The following is a 17,710-nucleotide window of genomic DNA, read 5'->3' on the forward strand; positions in this document are numbered from 1 at the left end:
AAAGTTCTTGGGCTGTGCCAGCTTGGTTGGCGAAGGCTCGGGGCGTCAATCCGCCCAGGGCCGTATGGGGTCGATCTTCGTTGTAGTGGCACCTCCATTCCTCGATGCGTTCACGGGCATCAGCCAGAGACAGGAACCACGAGGCGATCAGACATTCCGCTCGCAGGCGGCCGTTGAACGACTCGATGTAGGCATTGTCGGTCGGCTTGCCCGGTCGGGAGAAGTCGATCTCGACCCCGTTCAGGTAGGCCCACTGGTCGAGCATGCGGCCGGCGAACTCCGGCCTATTGTCAACCCGTAGGCTCTTGGGCCGCCCCCTCAGCCTGACCAAGGCATCGAGCGCCTCGGTCACCTGGAAGGCGCGGACGTTGGCTCTCGGCGTGAGTGAGAGCGCCTCTCGCGTGTGGCAATCGACGACCGTCAGGATCCGGAACGGACGTCCGTCGAAGACGCGGTCGGATACGAAGTCCATCGCCCAGACCTCGTTGGGTCCGCCGATTGCCGATCGCCCCTGACGGTAGCGCCACGCCCGCTTACGCTTGGGCAGTTTGGACCGGATCGACAGCCCCTCGTCGCGGTAGATCCGGTCAGTGCGCTCGTGGTTCATGGTCCAGCCCTCCCGTCGCAACAGGATGTGCAGCCGCCGATAGCCGTAGCGCACCCGCGCTGCGGTCAACTCCTTCAGCCGCATGTGCAGCGCCATCTGCGGGTCGGATCGCTTCCTGTAGCGCGGCGAGGAACGGCCGAAGCCGGTGGCCTGACAGGCCCGACGCTCGCTGATGCCATGGGCCGCCTGCAGATGACCGGCGACCTCACGGCGAGCGGCGGGCCTCACCACTGATCCTTGAGCACGTACTGCAGCATCGAGCGGTCCAGCGTCAGGTCTGCGACCAAACGCTTGAGCTTGCCGTTCTCATCCTCCAGCTGCTTGAGCCGGCGGATCTCCGGCACGCCCATGCCGACGAACTGCTTCTCCCAACGGTAAAACGCCGGCTCGGACACGCCCATCTTCCGGCAGACCTCGTCCACCGTCGCACCGTTCTCCGCCTGCCGCAGGGCAAAGGCGATCTGCTCGTGCGTGAAGCGCTTGCGAGGCATGGCATCCACCCTCCTCCAGGGTTCAGGATGCCCGAAAAACTTGCGCTCGACGCGGACCAGTTTGCTGGGTCAGGGTCAGGATGCTCTTGCCCCGCATCAAGCCGCGATAGGCGCAGGCTCATCCGCCGACCGCATCTGCGCGCTGCTACGCCGCACGATGTCTCGGAACGGCATGCGGCAGATGGACCGCCGTCGACCGCGATGCGTCAGTCCACGCCGCCGGCGCCCTATACCTCTGGCATGAACCGCTTCGCACTCATCGGCATTTTCGCAGCCCTGTTCGCCGGCATCCTGGCAATCGGCGGCACGTGGTCGTACATGACGAGCATCAGTCCGGCCGTCGGGCCGGACACGAGCTCGACGCCCAACCCCACCGCCCAGCGCAAACAACCGTAGCTCGTGCCATAGGTCCGACGGAAACCTGCTCCGGCGACTCAGGCGGGTGATGGGCTTGGCAGGCCTCGAAATGTCCGTCCCAAAGCGTCCGCGACCAATGGCAAGCTCGCGCGTTGGGGCATCGTCCAGCCTCGAGCGGAGCGTCCGATGCTCATCCGATCCGTCCTGCTTTTCGTGGTCGTCACGTCGAGTGCTCACGCTGCGGCGTTCGACGACGTGAAGGGATATCTGGCTTCCTGCCTCCAGTTCGAGATGAACGGGGCCGGTCCGCAACGCGGGGCGACGCCGGCGGCCAAAGTCCGCCGCGCGCTGGAGCGGTGCGGTCCGGAGTTCGATCGCGTCGAGCGGGCAGATGGGCGGCGCCTACGGGGCGACGGCGGAATCAGCCCCTCGACCAAGGAGGTCATCCAGCGCGTCGTCAGCCGGAGCGGAAGCGGCGTCTCCAACGTCCGGTATTGAGGACCCGATCGTTTCCAGGGGGCCAGGGAACCGGGACTTCGCCACCGAACACGCGGCGTCCCAGCCGCTCACGTGCGCTGCCGCGTTTCAGCCCGCGCCTTGTCGAAGGCCTCGTCCCCGTTGTCGCCCTCAGCAGGCGTGTCTTTGCCGCCGCGCTCGGTCGTCGGCTTCACCTCATCGTTTCGCGGTGCGCCGATGTCGCCGGGCTCGGACGCTCCGAGCGAGCCCGGACTCTGTGAGGTCCCGCGAACCGGCAGGTCCTCATAGCCACGCTCGCCCGGCGGTGTCTCGGCTGGATCGGTCTCAGGGCGTTTCGGGTCGATCATGATCGCGGCGCTCTCTGTGTCGGCCGTCGGACAGTGGATGGGCGGCGTGGATCAGGTCGGCTGCACCGCGGTGTCCTCCACCACTGGATCATCCTCGTCCGGCACGGTGGGCTTTGCCGGTTCGATCTCGTCGAGGCGGGACGGATCCTCGATCAACGCGCCTGGATCCTCGCCCGGCATCGGGGTGTCAGCCTGAGTCATGGTGCGCGCCTCCGTTCCTGAAGCGCTACGCTCCGTGAGCCCAGGCGTTCCCTTCCGGCCCCCCCCCCGCGTACGGCGCCGGCCGTTTCCGAGGAGGTGTCAGCCCCTCGACGCCGTCACTTGGCCTGACGCCACTTCAAATAGGCCTGATAGATCTCTTCTTTCCCGGCCTGCCGGTTGGCCTGCGCCTGGAAGAAGCGATCGAGATCCGGTTGAGAGGCGATGTCCTGCTCGTGATGGCGATCGAGCCACTCCTGGGCGGGGCGGAAACGCGTCCATCCGGCAACCGACGCCGCGAGGTTGACCTCGCGCCATTTCGGATGCCGTTGCGGAGCCAGGAACTTGTCGAATTGGCCGAAGAACGCGTCGACGAAGCGGACGAGCTTCTCGTAGCGTGGTGATCCCCGCGGACTGTTGTAGACCCCGAGGACCGTGCCTACAGCCACGGTCTCGACCGCATCGCCGCTGACGAATTTCGGGTAATCCGCCTGCGTGAGGGTGGCCGGGACGTAGGCCTCGTTCATCGTGTCCGGATAGGGCGCCTTGACGAAGTGGAAGCGGTCTCCCGGATCGAAGCCCGCGATGAACGCCACGGGCTTGGCCGCCACGGAGACGACGGCCTGGATCTCGCCCTTGCGCAGCATCTCGAGCGCGGTCGGCTGGTCGACATTGACCGCCTCGACACCGATGCCGAGCTCGCGGAACATGGCGCGGCCGCTGTAATCCGTGCCGCTGCCCTTGACGTCGAAGCTGACCCGCTTGCCGGCGAGATCGCCGATGGTCTGGATCGCGTTCGGCGCGATGATGTGCAGCTCGTCGTTGAACAGCTTGGCGATGAACTGGATCGACCGCTCGATATTCTTGAGGCGCTTATCCTGCCGCAACTGCTCCAGCGTATCGGTGCGGACGAAGCCGAGATCGACGCCCTTCAGGAAGCGGATGTCGTAGGCGTTCTCGCCCGCGCCCTTGCCGAGGATCGGCAGGATCCGCAGCTTGTCGCCATCGTCCAGCGCGAAGGCGAGGTCGGCGCCGATCCGGAAATAGGTCCCGCCGGGGGTTCCCGTCACCACCGTGACGGTGTTGGCGTTCATACGTTCGCCGAGGGCGGCCTCCGTCATGGAATCGGGATGCGCCGAGGCCGCCTCGGTGGCTCGCGCGGCGGGCCCCGCCACCAGGGCGGCGAGCCCGAAGAGCGCGGCAAAACTGGCAAACCTCGGCATGAATACGTCCCTCGCTGATCTGTCAGCCGTTCGTGATTGGGGGCTCAGCGACCCGTGGCGGCGAGGCGCCGCTCCTCCGTCCGGTCTTGGCGCGCGGCCTTCGCGTACAGGCTCTGGGCCAGATCCTGATCCGATCGCAGGCCGTGGACTTTCCAGGCCCGCAGCATCGCCGGGTCCCAGGTCTGCGCCAGCAGAAAGGTCGCGTCCGGTGCGTCGCGGGCCTGGGCGCGCTCCAGCAGGAGCCGGGCACCGCTGATATCGCCGAGCCGGATCAGGCCCTTGGCGCGCTCGACCAGCGGGTCGGCCGCCGCCGGTGTACGCGTGGGCATCGCGGGCCGTGGAAGGCTTGTCGCCTGAGCCCCGGCGCCGCGTTTTTTGTCGGCGGTGGCGGGGGGCGCCGGTTGATCGCTCGCCGCGACGCTTTCGGGGGGGGCGACAGGCACCGCCTGCACGGGGACATCGGAGGCCATCACGTCAGGGCTGGCACTGGCGGCCAAAGTCCGGGACGGCGGACGCGTCTCGCGGATCTGCGCGGCCGGCGGCGTGACGTTGCCGGGTTCGCCGCCACCGGCCGCTACGTCGCGGTCTAAGCGATCCGGCGTGAAAGTGACGTTGAGGCGGCTCGACGTGACATCGATGTGCCCCCCGGATTCCGGAGTCCAGATCGCCGCGACGGAGAGCGCGAAGCTGCTCTCGCGCGCATCGTTCTGCAGGATCTGGATCCTCGACAGATCCCAGGTGCTGACATCGACATCGTTGTTGTCGCTGGTCGACGAGAACGTGTTTGTGGCGTCGCTGATGGTGACGCCCCGGGGAAGCCCGAGCAGCTTGATCGCCTCAATATAGACGTTCCGCACGCGGACAAGCTTGATGTCCAGAGGTAGGGCGACGCCAATCTTTCCGGAGGCGTCATGGGTTTTGATCAGCAAATCCGATGGTCTGCCTGCCGCCGAATCCGTAACGGTTCGGCCGATGGGCGTATCAGATTCGGAGCGATGACGATGATCCACGCTCTGTGCCGACGCCGGTCGGGACAACGAGACCGTCAGACCGAGCGCTAGCGCAATCGACGTGCGTCCGCCCCATTTCCGGCAAGGCATTTCCATCGGATGCACTCCATGCCAGGCGCTTTACTGCTAAATTTTTTACCGAATATAATATCTCCAATTCTGCGTCAATGAAGGTGGATTATCGGCGGCTACAATCCGCTAGACGATGGCGACGAGCATAGTCGTCTTGGAAGCCTCACTAGGCGGAGAGTTTTGCGTGACGGCCGGGACCGCGACGGGGCCCGTGCCATCGTCGCCGATCTGTGGCAGCACTCCTGCAGGCGTCGCGCCGTGAAGCTGCCTTCGATGAGTGCATTCTGAAGGCGTTCAGGCCCGTGGCGCGTTCCGGCCGCCGTTGCCGTGTCCGTTCCCGGTGCCGAAATTTCCGTTGCCGTTCGTCTGATTGCCGTTGCCGTTGTTCGAGCCGACGTTGCCGTTGCCATTGCCGTTGCCTGCTCCGACCGGCGCGATCAGCGCAGGCGGCCCGTCCGGTGCCAGCCGTGACGGGGCGGTCACGCCGCCGGGCGCGGCCTGGGTCGCGATGGGCCCGAGCAGGCTCAACGCGAGAAGAGCAAGGATGCGATGCACGGCGCTCGGCTCCATCTGGGTCGTCGCCCGACGGGAACAGGTCACCGTCTCGGGCCTCGATGCAGGATCCGCCGCCGAACCGGTATCCACTTCGGCGGCGCGCGCTCTAACGGCGGAAGCAGGACGGTAGCGACATGTTTCCGTTGAGGTTTCCGTTCCCGCCACCGACGTTGCCGTTGCCGTTGCTGCTGCCGCCGTTGAGGTTTCCGTTGCCGGCGCCGACATTGCCGTTGCCGTTGTGGGACCCGGAATTGTAGTTGCCGTTATAGGCGCCGACATTGCCGCTGCCGTTGCTCGCGCCGGTGTTCCCGATGCCGTTGAACGCGCCGGCATTGCCTGTCCCACCGTTGAAAGCGCCGACATTGTTCGAGCCGGAATTGAAGGCGCCCATATTGCCGTTCACGATGGGCGTACCGCTGCCATTGCCGTTGCCGGTGCCATTTCCGGATCCGATGTTCCAGTTGCCGTTGTTGTTGCCGTTCAGGGATCCGAGGTTGCCGTTGCCGTTGCCCACACCGTTCCCGATGGAGAAGATCTGAGCCTGCGCCGGAACCGTGGTCGCGCCGACTAGCCCGAGGAGGGCCACGATGCGGAGTCGAGACTTCATCGCGTTGCTCCTTGTTCCGCGCCGGGGCATCTCCGGCCTGCCTCCGCCGACGGCCGTCCCGGACTGGACGGCGGTCACCTCATGCGTCTCAGGGCATGCGACTTGGCGGTCGCACGCCTGTTCGCGGCCCGCTCAGCGGACCGTCAGGAAGCGGAATCCGTTGTAGTTCCCGTTGGCGTTGCCGTTGGCGTTGCCACCGTTGGCGTTGCCGTTCAGGTTGCCGTTGCCGATGGTGGTTATGCCGTGGTTGAAATTGCCGTTGGCGTTGCCGTTCAGGCTGCCGGAGTTGAGGTTGCCGTTGGCATTACCGTTGCCGCTGGCGCCGAACCAGTTGACGTTGCCGTTCAGGTTGCCGTTGCCCGAGCCGGAATTGCCGTTGCCGTTCAGGTTGCCGTTCAGGTTGCCGATGTTGAAATTGCCGTTGCCGTTGCCGTTCAAGGCGCCGGAATTGGCGTTGCCGTTGGCATTGCCGTTGCCCGAGCCCAGATTGCCGTTCCCATTGCCGTTTCCGTTGCCCAGCGCCTGAGCCGACGCCATCGAAGGCATGCCGGCGAGGGCGAGAGCGGCGACGGCCGAGAGCAGGATTGTCCTCATCGCGCATTCCTCCTGTCCGATGCATGCCCAATTCTATCTGCGGTTCGGGACATGCGGTCCGTTGCTCGGGTTGAGCAACGCGGTCAGGGTGCTGTGTTGAATTGGTCATGAATAGCCGTAAATCCGAGCTAACCTGTGTTGGCTACGCCTTTTGGATAAAAATCTGTTTGATTTCCTGAGATGTGCTCGGAGATTTCTCAGTGAATGCAATAATCGTGCAAGCCATTGGCGAGGCTGGATTATAGCGGCACATCACTGTCGGAATTCGATGGAGAAAATGCTGATGATGGAGGCGAAGATTAGGGTTTAAGTTGTAATGCCAGTGCGGTATATTGCTTAGAAATCGGATTCATTCTCCGATGCCGATGTAATCCGCGGAGATGGTAGGGACGCGGCGGTGCAGCGCTTGGAACGCACGCGATCGGGTCGGAGGACGGAAGCCCAACACGGGCTCTCGGCGCGCGAGCTTCGCGAGACCCTCGACGAGGTCGGCATCTGCACGTGGTCGCTCGATCCCGCGAATGGTCGGGTCGCCATCTCCGAGAATTGCCACGCCATCCTGGGCGTGTCGGCGCGGCGCCTGACCGATCACGACGCCTTCCAGGCCGTCGTGCATCCCGAAGATCGTGCCGGACGGGCGGCGGCGGTCCGTGGCGCGCTGGAGCACGGTGGTCGCTACAACATCGAGTATCGCGTCTGCCAAGCCGACGGCGCGATACGCTGGGTGCGCTCCCACGGGCGGGCCGAACTCGGTCGCGGCACGCGTCCGACCCGCTTCCGCGGCATCGTCTACTGTATCGACGCGCATCGCCGGGCCGAGGCGCGCCTGCAGCGCCTCCAGGCCGATCTGATCCACGTCTCGCGCCTCTCCGCCATGGGCGAGATGGCTTCGGCGCTGGCCCACGAGCTCAACCAGCCACTCGGAGCCATCAGCAACTACACGACCGCCTGCGACCATTTCCTCTCGGAGCCCGGAAACGAGCAGATCGAGGCGGCCCGCAGCGCGCTCGCCGCCGCGGCGCGGCAAGCGCAGCGGGCGGGGGGCATCATCCGACGCCTGAGGGATTTCGTCACCCGGGGCGAGACGGACAGGCGCTCGGAGAGCGTCGCGGGGCTCCTCGAAGATGCCTGCGATCTGGCCCTCGTCGGATCCCGGGCACAGGGCGTCGAGACGCGGATCGACCCGGGTCCACCCGGGATCCGCGTCCTCGCCGACCGCGTGCAGATCCAGCAGGTTCTGGTCAACCTGATCCGGAACGCCTGCGAGGCGATGCGGGACAGCGCATGCCGGAACCTGGCGATCGTCGCGGCCGCGCAAGACGATGGCTCGGTCTGCATCAGCGTCTCGGATACCGGGCCGGGCGTCGCGGAGGCGGTTGCCGAGAGCCTCTTCCTGCCCTTCGTCACGACCAAGTCGACCGGCATGGGCGTCGGATTATCGGTGAGCCGGTCGATCGTGCAGGCACATGGCGGCACGTTCAGGGTGGACAGTCCCGCCACGGGGGGCGCCACCTTCCACTTCACCCTGCCCGCGGCTGAGGATTGATATGAAGACGGCCTCCATTTCGACGATCCACGTCGTGGACGACGACGAGGCGATGCGCCATTCGCTGGCACTCCTCCTCGGGGTTTTCGGTCATCGCGTCGTCGAGCATGCCGGGGCGGCGACGCTGCTTGAAGAGTCCAGCCGCCTGAACGGCTGCATCGTGGCCGATCTGCGCATGCCGCATATCGACGGCCTGGAGATGCTGGGCCGCCTTCGAGCCGCAGGCTCGATGATGCCCGTCGTGATCATGACCGGACACGCGGACGTCCCGACCGCGGTGCGGGCCATGAAGCTCGGAGCCTGCGATGTTCTGGAAAAGCCGTTCGAGGCCCCCCTCCTGCTCGACGCGGTCCGGGCGGCCCTCGTCGGGGACGACGGCGCCCAACCGACCAGCGACGACGCGGACTTCGCAGAGCAGGTCAGCCGCTTGACCGGGCGCGAGCGCGACGTGCTTCACCACGTCCTGCTCGGGCGCACCAACAAGGAGATCGGGCAGGTACTCGATATCAGTTATCGCACTGTAGAAATTCACCGCGCCAAGGTCATGACCAAAACCGGTTGCGGATGTGTCCAGACTTTGGTACGAAGAGCCGCGCGAATGTCGATGATATAAGTATTTTTTGTTATTTTTTAGGTCAAAATTCGAAGCATTATTTAGAAACTTCGCGGATTATAACTACTATTTATAATTTAAAATTTTCAAATATGCACGGTCTGACTGTTAATTCAATCAATTTAATCAATAATCGAACAAACAAAAATATAAGTACAAATACTTACGGGTTCAGTTTGAGTTCCCAAGCGTAACAATTTCTGCAACCAAGTGGCAAAGGCCCGGGTGAAAACCCGCGGTCGCAGCCGCTAGATCCGGGCTTCACCGGGCATGCGAAGCGGACAGGCGGGAGGTCTCGCACATGGCGCGCCGGTTGCCCAACAATCTGATGACGCTCGGCATCGCCGCGGTCTCCGCCTTTGCCCTGCTCACCTACGCGAATCCCGATGTTGGCCTGTTCAGGTCCACACAGCGCGGATCGCCGGCGGCCGCTGCCGCAAACGAGCCTGTCGCCCCCGTGCCGGAGGCGGGCCGCTTCATCACGGCGCCGATCCAGCGCGGCGCCCTGGAGCAGCTCATCACCGCCACGGGGACCGTGCAGCCGGTCGACACCGTCGAGGTGGGCTCGCAGCTGCCGGGGCAGATCGCCCGGCTGTACGTGGATTTCAACGACCGGGTCCGCCTCGGCGATCCGCTCGCGGAGCTCGACCAGCGCAGCTTCATTGCCAAAGTCGAGGAGAACCGCGCGGCCCTCGACATGGCGGTGGCGAACGTGAAGGTCCAGCAGGCGCGTCTCGACCGGGCGCGTATCGATCTCGACAATGCCCGCGGCAACAAGGCCGTCCTCCAGGCCAAGGTCGAGAGTGCCCAGGCGGTGCAACTCGCGGCCGAGCGCAATCTCGACCGGAAGATCGCCCTGCGCTCCCGCGAAGTCGCCTCACCCGCCGCCCTGGAAGAGGCGCAGACCGATCTCGCCTCCCGGAAGGCGCAGGCACGCGAGGCGAGTTCGGTGCTCGACCTCAACGGCTTCGCGGTGGAGGCCGCCGTGGCCGAGGTGCGGCGCCTCGAAGCGGAATTCACGCAGGCCAACGCGGCGGTGCCCCAACGCCAGGCGAGCCTCAGGGGCGCCGAGATCGACCTCGACCGAACGGTGATCCGATCCCCCACGGACGGCGTGGTGGTCGGCCGCTTCGTCAACCAGGGGCAGACGCTGGCCGCCGGCCTGGATGTCCGAACCGCGTTCAACATCGCCAAGAACCTCGCCGAGATGGAGGTCCATGCCCGCGTGGACGAGACCGATATCGGCCGGGTCGCCGCCGGGCAGCGCGCGACCTTCGGGGTGGACGCCTATCCGGGCCGGCGGTTCGAGGCCGTGGTCCGGCAGGTCCGCAAGGCGCCGCTCGTGACGCAGAACGTCGTCACCTACACGGTCGTCCTCAAGACCGACAATCGCGACGGCCTGCTCCTGCCCGGGATGACCGCCCTGGTGAAGCTGACGATCCACAAGGACGAGGACGTCCTGAAGGTGCCGCTAGCGGCCCTGCGATTCCGGCCCGAAGGCAGCATGCCCCGGGATCCGGCCGCCCCCGCGGTCTGGGTGCGGGGCGCGGACGGAGGCCTCGAAGCCGTCCGGGTCGAGACAGGAGCAACCAGCGCCGACCTGGTCGCGCTGCGGTCGGCCGGCCGCCTCGCCGAGGGCAGCGAGGTCGTGGTCGGGCAGGCGGAGATGCCGGCGGGTCGCCGCCTGTTCGGCGTGCGGCTGGGGTTCTGAGATGTCGCTCCTCGCCCTCGAAGCCGTGCACCGGACGTTCCAGGTCGGGACCGTGCCGGTGCCGGTGATCCGCGACATCACCCTCGGCGTCGAGGCCGGCGAGTGCGTCGCCATCATGGGGCCGTCCGGATCGGGCAAGAGCACACTGATGAACATGGTCGGGCTCCTCGACCGACCCACCTCGGGGTCGATCCGCCTCGACGGCAAGGACACGGCCCGCCTGTCCGACAACGCCCGGGCCCGGATGCGCCGGGACTGGATCGGCTTCGTGTTCCAATCCTACAACCTGCTCGCGCGCAGCACCGCGGTGGAGAACGTCGAGCTGCCGCTGATCTATGCCGGCATGGAGCCGCGCCTGCGCCGCCTGCGCGCCCGGGCCGCCCTGGAAGCGGTGGGCATGTCGGCCCGGGAGACGCATTTCCCCTCTCAGCTCTCGGGGGGCGAGCAGCAGCGGGTGGCGATCGCCCGAGCCCTCGTCGGCGAGCCGGCGGTCCTGCTCGCCGACGAGCCGACCGGGGCGCTGGACAGCCGGACCGGTGCAGAGATCCTCGACCTGTTCCGCCAGCTCAATCGCGCCGGGCAGACCGTCGTGATGATCACCCACGACGCCAATGTGGCAGCCCATTGCGCGCGCACGGTCCACCTGCGGGACGGCCGGGTGGTCGGCGACGTGCGCCAGCCCGGCCGGGCGGTTGCCGCATGAGCCTGTCCCAGACCCTCCTCGTCGCACTGCGGTCCCTGCGCCTGAACCCGATGCGCAGCTTCCTCACCATGCTCGGCATCGTCATCGGCGTCGCCTCGGTGGTGACGGTGCTGGCCATCGGCAGCGGAGCGCAGGGACGGGTCGCCGAGCAGATCCGGGCCGTCGGCGCGAACGTCCTGATGATTAACCCCGGGACGGCCAAGAAGGATGGCGTCCGGTTGAAGGCCGGCACCCGCCTGACGCTCACAGAGGGCGACGTTGACGCGATCCTGGCGCAGGTGCCGCAGATCCGGGTCGCGGCCGGATCCTTGTCCGGAAGCGCGCAGATCGTGCGCGAGAGCCGGAACTGGAACACCACCGTCAACGGCACCACGAACGGGCACTTCCTCGTGCGCGACTGGACGCTGAAGGGCGGCCGCACCTTCAACGGGACCGAGCAGAACACCGCCGCCAAAGTGGCGATCCTCGGTACTGTCGTGGCCAAAGAGCTGTTCGGACGCGACAATCCGGTCGGGGCAGAGGTGCGCATCATGAGCGTGCCCTTCGAGGTGATCGGCGTGCTCGACGCCAAGGGACCGGACCAGGACGACGTGGTGTTCGTTCCTCTGGAGACGGCCAAGCTGCGCTTTCTCGGCAGCGCCAGCGGCGTGAACCGCGACGCCGTCGCCTACATTGTGGCCAAGGCCGTGTCGGACGAGGCGATGACCCGGGCGCGCACGGAGATCGAGGAGCTTTTGCGCCAGCGCCACCGCATCCTCGAAGGGCAGGAAGACGACTTCAAGGTCTCCGACCCGGCGGCCGCGATGGATGCCCAGCGCGGTGCCACGCGCACCATCGCGCTGCTGCTCACCTCCGTGGCGGGCGTGTCTCTGCTGGTCGGCGGGATCAGCATCATGAACATCATGACGGTCACGGTGACCGAGCGCACCCGGGAGATCGGGATCCGGCGCGCAGTCGGCGCACGCAGGACCGACATCCGGCTCCAGTTCCTCGCGGAGGCCCTGGTGCTCTGTCTGCTGGGCGGTCTGGCCGGCGTCGTCGTCGGGAGCGCGATCTCGCTGACGGTGGCCCGGTCGGCGGGCTGGGCGACGATCATCGACGCGCAGGCGATCATCCTGTCGGTGGGCTTCTCGGCGCTGGTCGGCCTGTTCTTCGGATACTACCCGGCTCACAAAGCCTCTCGGCTCGATCCGGTCGATGCTCTCAAGATGGAATGACTGTTTCGAGGACTCAGCGGATATGATCTAGGACTTCTCGCGACCTCATTGGGTGTTGCCGGCAGCGATAGCGCTACAAGGTGGTTTCGGCGGCTTGCACGAGTGAGTTCGGCGCTTCGCGGCAGTCTGGAGCCATCTATGAAATTGACCGTCCTATAAACGGGCGTTGGATCTTGCTCAGATCATCACTGGACATGGGGGCAGCCCGGAGAGCTGGGTGCAGAGGCGGCCACGCAAGGGATTGCACTCCAGGATCTGAAGGCTCCCGGTCGATCACCAGCCTGCCCCAACGTTGACTTAGCCGTGCCTCCCGGCCGACATGGACCGTTCCGGCCGGGCCCGCCTCGGCGAGTCGAGAGCCGGCAATTCAGGAGACCACTGCCGCGAGATAGACCCTGAAAAGCCAACAGCCCCTTCCCGGCAAGGAAGAGGCTGCTGAAAAACCGAGGGCCTGTGGGGCCGGAGTGAATACCCCCCACAAGCCATGAGACCCCCCGGGGTGTCAAGACGGAACCTGTTTCCGTCAACGGGAAGGCTTTGCCTGGACCCTAGCCGCGGCCCGTGAGGGACCGGGACCGATGTTTCACGCCACCATGCGGTCGGCGATCGAGGCCGCGCGCACGCTCGCGCAGCTCGACGACCTGTCGCGCAAGATCTGGCAGGCCCATGCCGCCGAGACCGTCACCGACGCCGAAGCCCAGGGCTTGGCCGAGTCGCTACACACCCGCAGGAATGCGATCCGCGAGGCCGTGACGCCCGTTGGCATTCCACTCGGCCGTGTGACGCTGTTTCCAGCCAAGCGCCTTCAGCGGGCTCCTGAGCGATCTGTGGCCATTGAGCGACGACGACGGCTGGCCTTTTCGGGCCCGATGCCACCCGCACTCGGATCCCGGTTTACCACCGGGCAGCTCGCGGTTCTGCGGATCGTTGGTGACGAGGTCGCCCGCAACGGCGCATGCGGGCTGTGCATCGACGCCATCGCCGCCAGGGCGGGCGTGTGCCGGCGGCTGGCCCAGGCCGCGATCCGTCTTGCCGAGGGCGACGGCCTGCTGACCATCCAGGAGCGCCGCCATCAGGGCCGGAAGTCGGATCCGAACGTGATCCGCATCATCAGCCGCGAGTGGCTGGCCTGGCTCCGGCGGGGAGGGCGATCGGCGGCCCCGGCGCTCTGGGGCAGCATAGGGTGCAAACCGATGCACCCCACGGATAGGGGAGATCCACAAAGGCAGGTTGTGGATACGGCACCGTCGAAGGGCTGCCGACAAGCGGCTGGCGACCTCGACCGATCAGGCCGGACGAGAATTCTCGCGGGTGGTGAGACGGGCCGAGCTATGCGGTGACGGTCTGCGGTCGGACGGTATGACGAACGCGGTTGTGTCGACCATCGCTCACGATAGCGTTCGACTCACTTAGGGGGAGTTTGCTCGATGGAGCTCTTGCGCCCTTGGCATCGTTGCGGTGTTGGCGTCCGATGACAGGGTTCGAACTGATCCGTGCATTCGCCCACGATGCTACTGTCGGGGTCGTCGTGACCGATCCCATGATCGAGTTGCCCGGCCCCACGATACTCTATGCCAATGCCGCCTTCGGCCGCCTCGCGGGCCGCGAGCTCGACGCGATCGTCGGACAAAGCCCCCGGTTCATGCAGGGCAGGGAGACCCGCCGGGAGACGCTCGACGCCTTCCACCGCGCCCTAGCGGCTGGCGAACGCTTCCACAGCTATCTGACTAACTATCGCGCGGACGGCACAAAGTACCGAGCTGAGATCGATTGCCGGCCATTGCGCGCCGCCGACGGACGCATCGAGAACTTCGTCTCGTTCGAGCGCGAAGTGCTGCGCCGTAAAGGCCGTCCAGCCGTTAACGCCGCTGGTCGCTATGAACCCAGCGACGAAAGTAAGAATGTATTAAGTGGGGCGTTACACGCTCTTGGTGTATTTATGCACTCATAAGTTGCAGTTCTATGTTATGATTTGGTTCGATACTGTACAAGTGAAACAATCAAATGACGTATTTAGTGCTATGTTGGCTCAATTGAATATTTTAAGACATAATTAAGGAATGTCTTGCAATATTACGCTAGGGTTCATGGCGTGAATTGGGTTAGAGGCAGTTAAATGCCGCTGCCGCCTGTTTTTCTCACTTCCGCTGTCGAACAGCTTCTGATGATTACTCGGAGTCGATGACCATGTTCGGTGGAACGCGGACGCATGCCGATTTCGCGGCCAAACTCGATGCCTTGGACCGCTCACAGGCGATCATTGAGTTTCAGCCCGACGGCACCATCCTCACCGCCAACGCCAACTTCCTGACGGCGATGGGATATACCCTGTCCGAGGTGCAGGGGCAGCACCACGCGATATTCGTCGAGAGGGCGCAACGTGACAGCGCCGAGTACCGCGCGTTCTGGGACGCCCTGCGGCGGGGTACCTTCCAATCCGCTGAGTTCAAGCGCATCGCCAAGGGTGGCCGACCCGTCTGGATCCAGGCGAGCTACAACCCCGTGCTCGACCGAACCGGACGCGTCGTGAAAGTGGTCAAGTTCGCCGCCGACATCACCGTGCGGAAAATGCAGGCCCTCGATCTCGACGGCCAGATCGCTGCCCTGCATCGCTCGCAGGCGGTGATCGCCTTCGATCCCGCCGGCACGATCCTCGATGCCAACAGCAACTTCCTCGATGCGACGGGCTACCGCCTCGACGAGATCCGGGGGAGGCATCACAGCCTGTTCGTGGACGCCGCCGAGCAGGCGGGCGAGGCCTATCGCGGGTTCTGGACCAAGCTCGGGCGCGGCGAGTTCGCCGCGGGTGAATTCAAGCGCGTGGCCAAGGGCGGGCGCGCGGTTTGGATCCAGGGGACCTACAATCCGATCACCGACGCGGACGGGACGGTGTTGAAAGTCGTGAAGTTCGCCACCGATGTCACCGCCCAGGTGCACGAGCGACAGCGCCGTGCCAATGCTCAGCACATGATCGGCGCGGACCTCGACGCGATCGGCAGTGCGGTCGAGGACGTCACTCGGCAGACGGCGGAGGCTGCCAGCACCGTCGGACAGGTCTCGAACGACATCCAGTGCGTGGCCTCGGGGGCGGAAGAGCTGTCGGCCTCGGTTGGCGAGATCAGCCAGCAGGTCAGCCACGCCGCGCGTATGGCCGGTGAGGCGGTCGAACAGGCCCGGCATACGGGGAGTATCGTGGCGGGGCTGAGCGGACAGGCGGCGCAGATCGGCGACGTGGTCGCGCTGATCCAGGGCATCGCCTCACAAACCAACCTGCTCGCCTTGAACGCTACCATCGAGGCGGCACGCGCGGGCGCAGCGGGCAAGGGCTTCGCGGTGGTCGCCACCGAGGTGAAGGCGCTGGCCGAGCAGACCGCGAAGGCGACGGATCAGATACGCGGGCAGATTGCGGCGACCCAGACGGCGACCCGGGAGGCGGTCGATGCGATCGGCTCGATCCAGGTCACGATCCGGGGTCTGGACGAGGTTTCATCCGCGATCGCGGCTGCGGTCGAAGAGCAGTCTGCGGTGACGCGGGAGATGTCGGGCAGCATGCACACGGCCGCGCACGGCGTGACCACGATCGCCGGCGGTATGGAGGCGATCGCCCGAGCCAGCGAGCAGGTCGATGCAGCGACGCGCCAGGTGCGGGAAGCCGCGCGAGCGGTCGCCTGACGATGGCCCAAAGCCCTGATTTGGCCGCCGCCGCCCTTGGGCAAGACTGGGCGCAGCTATCGGAGATGGGCGCCGCCGTGCGCCGTAGCCTCGACGATGCGCTCGCGGATCTCGTGCGTGCTGCGATCGAGGATCCAAGGGCATCCTACGCGGTGAGTTGCGCCCGCATCGATCGGGCGTTCGATGACCGGATGGCCCCGTACCAGCACTTGGCTTGGGCCATGAATCAGGCTGAGGCGCTGCAGCGTGTGCTTAAGGATCGCCTGTGCCAGGGGTCATATCGAACCGACGGGAATGACCCCAAGGTGGCCGGATCATGACCGGAGCGATCATCCCGCTGCGGCTGAAGCGCGACCAGACATCCGCGCTCGCCGGTTTCGACGTGCTGGCGGCGGAGCTGCTGGTCGAGGGGAAGGCCCCGAACCTATCGGCCGCGCGGCTCGATGCCATTCTGGGTAAGTTACGCGAACAGCGGACCCAGCTCGCCGTGATCCTGGCTCATCTGGAGGAACGTGTACCGAGTTGCGATGCGTGGATCGAGGCCATAGACGCAGATCTGCGCGACTTCGCACGTGAGGGGCTGACTCAGATCGCCCGGTACATTCAGCAAGCCATGAGCTGCAGAATGAAGGTTGAGCCGGCCTGCATCACAGAGTCAGGGCCATTGCCGTTCGCCGTGGGTCATCAGGATCGCTGATGTCCAAATTTGTACCGATCCTCCGATAAGGGGTGATGGATAGGCGATGGGCGAACTTCTGCTGATCACCGACGACACCCATCGCGGCAGACGCCTGTCGCGGGATCTCGGCACGCGTCGACCATGCCACGTCCACGATTTGTACGATGACGCACTGCCAACCATAGGTCCCACCCTGATCGTCAGTGATGTCGAGGCGCTCACCTCCGAGGCCATCGTTCGCTTGCGCCGCACCCTGGCGCAGGTCCGTGGCGAGGATGTCCCATACCTGTTCCTCGTGCACGGGAACGCCGCCCGTTCAGAAGCTCAGGCTCGGGTCTTAGGCGCGACCGCCACGGCAGGGGTGCAGCAGATGCTTGCCGCCGTGGAGCGCCTGCAGGGGGCATCGATCCCCATACTGGCTCGAACGAGATCTGCCGAGGCCCGACAGTTCTTCCAGCTCGCCCTGTTCTCCGGTCAACCGATCACGCCTGCCGTGGCCGATGCCGGTACCGAACTGGTCGTGCGCGCTGTGAGCGACACCGGCATCTATGACTGGGTCCGCGCGGTTCAGCAGTTCGACGATGCGACCCACCAGCACTGCCTGCTTGTCGCTGCCCTCGCCGCGGCGTTCTCAGGGGCGCTCGGTCTACGTCCGACCGACCGCCACCGCCTAACGCAAGCGGCCCTGCTCCACGATGTCGGCAAGATCCATGTCCCCATCGAGATCCTGAACAAGCCGGGCCAACTCACCCATTCGGAGATGGCGATCATGCGCACGCATGCGGAACGTGGTCATACCATGCTCGTGGGTGCTGGGTTTGATGACGGCCTGCTAGGTAGGGGACTCATTCAGGTCCATGCGATCACACAGGAAACGAGTGCGACGGCGGCCAGATAGTTGCAGGCCAAGCGGTCGTAGCGGGTCGCGACGCGCCGCCAGTTTTTGAGATGGCCGAATAGGCGCTCAATCCTGTTGCGCCGGCGGTAGGCGATCCGGCTGTGCTTATAGGGTACCGTTCGGGTGGCTGTGG

The 17,710-nt window shown here is 65.5% G+C and carries 22 protein-coding genes; 13 read left to right on the forward strand and 9 right to left on the reverse strand.

Translation table 11 applies throughout. The features are described 5' to 3' along the window. Positions 1–1,098 (reverse strand): IS3 family transposase gene (locus BM228_RS26165; protein WP_092045163.1). Its coding sequence is split into 2 segments (ribosomal slippage), with 1,099 coding nucleotides annotated over them: positions 1–843 and positions 843–1,098; the frame shifts between segments, so codons are not numbered across the junction. This gene is flagged as partial in the annotation. Between the two features lie 201 nt (positions 1,099–1,299). On the opposite strand from BM228_RS26165, the gene BM228_RS26170 reads away from it, so the two are divergent. Next, entirely contained in the window at positions 1,300–1,494 is a 195-nt protein-coding gene (locus tag BM228_RS26170; RefSeq protein WP_092045164.1) for a hypothetical protein, read from the forward strand. Between the two features lie 147 nt (positions 1,495–1,641). Continuing rightward, a complete protein-coding gene (locus BM228_RS26175) occupies positions 1,642–1,953 on the forward strand; it encodes a hypothetical protein (RefSeq protein WP_092045165.1) in 312 nt (103 codons plus the stop codon). A 68-nt stretch (positions 1,954–2,021) separates the two neighbouring features. Here the strand turns inward: BM228_RS26175 and BM228_RS26180 are convergent, their stop codons facing one another. The 7 genes from BM228_RS26180 to BM228_RS26205 form a co-directional block, all read right to left on the reverse strand. After that, entirely contained in the window at positions 2,022–2,279 is a 258-nt protein-coding gene (locus BM228_RS26180; protein WP_092045167.1) for a hypothetical protein, read from the reverse strand. 51 nt (positions 2,280–2,330) lie between these two features. Next, the gene (locus BM228_RS34850) at positions 2,331–2,480 is read right to left on the reverse strand and encodes a hypothetical protein (protein WP_167367832.1); all 150 of its coding nucleotides are present in this window, start codon (positions 2,478–2,480) and stop codon (positions 2,331–2,333) included. Positions 2,481–2,596: 116 nt separating this feature from the next. Further along, positions 2,597–3,700, reverse strand: a complete 1,104-nt coding sequence (locus tag BM228_RS26185; RefSeq protein ID WP_092045168.1) for a TAXI family TRAP transporter solute-binding subunit — start codon at positions 3,698–3,700, stop codon at positions 2,597–2,599. A gap of 44 nt (positions 3,701–3,744) precedes the next feature. Beyond that, the gene (locus tag BM228_RS26190; RefSeq protein WP_244537315.1) at positions 3,745–4,806 is read right to left on the reverse strand and encodes a hypothetical protein; all 1,062 of its coding nucleotides are present in this window, start codon (positions 4,804–4,806) and stop codon (positions 3,745–3,747) included. Positions 4,807–5,076: 270 nt separating this feature from the next. Next, positions 5,077–5,352, reverse strand: a complete 276-nt coding sequence (locus BM228_RS26195) for a hypothetical protein (protein ID WP_092045170.1) — start codon at positions 5,350–5,352, stop codon at positions 5,077–5,079. Between the two features lie 91 nt (positions 5,353–5,443). Beyond that, on the reverse strand, positions 5,444–5,944 hold the full coding sequence (locus BM228_RS26200; RefSeq protein ID WP_092045171.1) for a hypothetical protein: 501 nt from the start codon (positions 5,942–5,944) through the stop codon (positions 5,444–5,446). Between the two features lie 132 nt (positions 5,945–6,076). Next, on the reverse strand, positions 6,077–6,538 hold the full coding sequence (locus BM228_RS26205) for a hypothetical protein (RefSeq protein ID WP_092045173.1): 462 nt from the start codon (positions 6,536–6,538) through the stop codon (positions 6,077–6,079). Between the two features lie 397 nt (positions 6,539–6,935). On the opposite strand from BM228_RS26205, the gene BM228_RS26210 reads away from it, so the two are divergent. The 11 genes from BM228_RS26210 (at position 6,936) to BM228_RS26260 (ending at position 17,577) form a co-directional block, all read left to right on the forward strand. Beyond that, positions 6,936–8,084, forward strand: coding sequence for a sensor histidine kinase (locus BM228_RS26210; RefSeq protein ID WP_425284999.1), 1,149 nt, complete (start codon positions 6,936–6,938; stop codon positions 8,082–8,084). 1 nt (position 8,085) lies between these two features. Then, positions 8,086–8,697 carry a response regulator transcription factor gene (locus BM228_RS26215; RefSeq protein ID WP_092045175.1) on the forward strand — a complete coding sequence of 204 codons (612 nt, stop codon included), beginning with the start codon at positions 8,086–8,088 and terminating at the stop codon, positions 8,695–8,697. A gap of 301 nt (positions 8,698–8,998) precedes the next feature. Further along, entirely contained in the window at positions 8,999–10,408 is a 1,410-nt protein-coding gene (locus BM228_RS26220) for an efflux RND transporter periplasmic adaptor subunit (protein ID WP_092045177.1), read from the forward strand. Position 10,409: 1 nt separating this feature from the next. After that, a complete protein-coding gene (locus tag BM228_RS26225; protein WP_092045179.1) occupies positions 10,410–11,111 on the forward strand; it encodes an ABC transporter ATP-binding protein in 702 nt (233 codons plus the stop codon). Beyond that, entirely contained in the window at positions 11,108–12,328 is a 1,221-nt protein-coding gene (locus BM228_RS26230) for an ABC transporter permease (protein WP_092045181.1), read from the forward strand. Before BM228_RS26225 ends, BM228_RS26230 begins: the two co-directional genes overlap by 4 nt. Before the next feature lie 578 nt (positions 12,329–12,906). Next, entirely contained in the window at positions 12,907–13,668 is a 762-nt protein-coding gene (locus tag BM228_RS35170) for a hypothetical protein (RefSeq protein WP_208612103.1), read from the forward strand. Between the two features lie 131 nt (positions 13,669–13,799). Continuing rightward, the gene (locus BM228_RS26240) at positions 13,800–14,279 is read left to right on the forward strand and encodes a PAS domain-containing protein (protein ID WP_092045182.1); all 480 of its coding nucleotides are present in this window, start codon (positions 13,800–13,802) and stop codon (positions 14,277–14,279) included. Between the two features lie 236 nt (positions 14,280–14,515). Further along, positions 14,516–16,000, forward strand: a complete 1,485-nt coding sequence (locus BM228_RS26245) for a methyl-accepting chemotaxis protein (protein ID WP_092045269.1) — start codon at positions 14,516–14,518, stop codon at positions 15,998–16,000. A 2-nt stretch (positions 16,001–16,002) separates the two neighbouring features. Further along, positions 16,003–16,320 carry a hypothetical protein gene (locus BM228_RS26250; protein WP_092045184.1) on the forward strand — a complete coding sequence of 106 codons (318 nt, stop codon included), beginning with the start codon at positions 16,003–16,005 and terminating at the stop codon, positions 16,318–16,320. Beyond that, positions 16,317–16,697: a hypothetical protein gene (locus BM228_RS26255; protein ID WP_092045185.1), complete on the forward strand. Its 381-nt coding sequence runs from the start codon at positions 16,317–16,319 to the stop codon at positions 16,695–16,697. Before BM228_RS26250 ends, BM228_RS26255 begins: the two co-directional genes overlap by 4 nt. Before the next feature lie 46 nt (positions 16,698–16,743). Beyond that, positions 16,744–17,577: an HD-GYP domain-containing protein gene (locus BM228_RS26260; protein ID WP_092045187.1), complete on the forward strand. Its 834-nt coding sequence runs from the start codon at positions 16,744–16,746 to the stop codon at positions 17,575–17,577. Here the strand turns inward: BM228_RS26260 and BM228_RS26265 are convergent. Next, the coding region (locus BM228_RS26265) for a transposase (protein ID WP_139234214.1) at positions 17,529–17,710 on the reverse strand (182 nt) is incomplete at its 5' end. The two genes, BM228_RS26260 and BM228_RS26265, sit on opposite strands and share 49 nt — an antisense overlap.

Source organism: Methylobacterium pseudosasicola (assembly GCF_900114535.1).
GTDB lineage: Bacteria > Pseudomonadota > Alphaproteobacteria > Rhizobiales > Beijerinckiaceae > Methylobacterium > Methylobacterium pseudosasicola.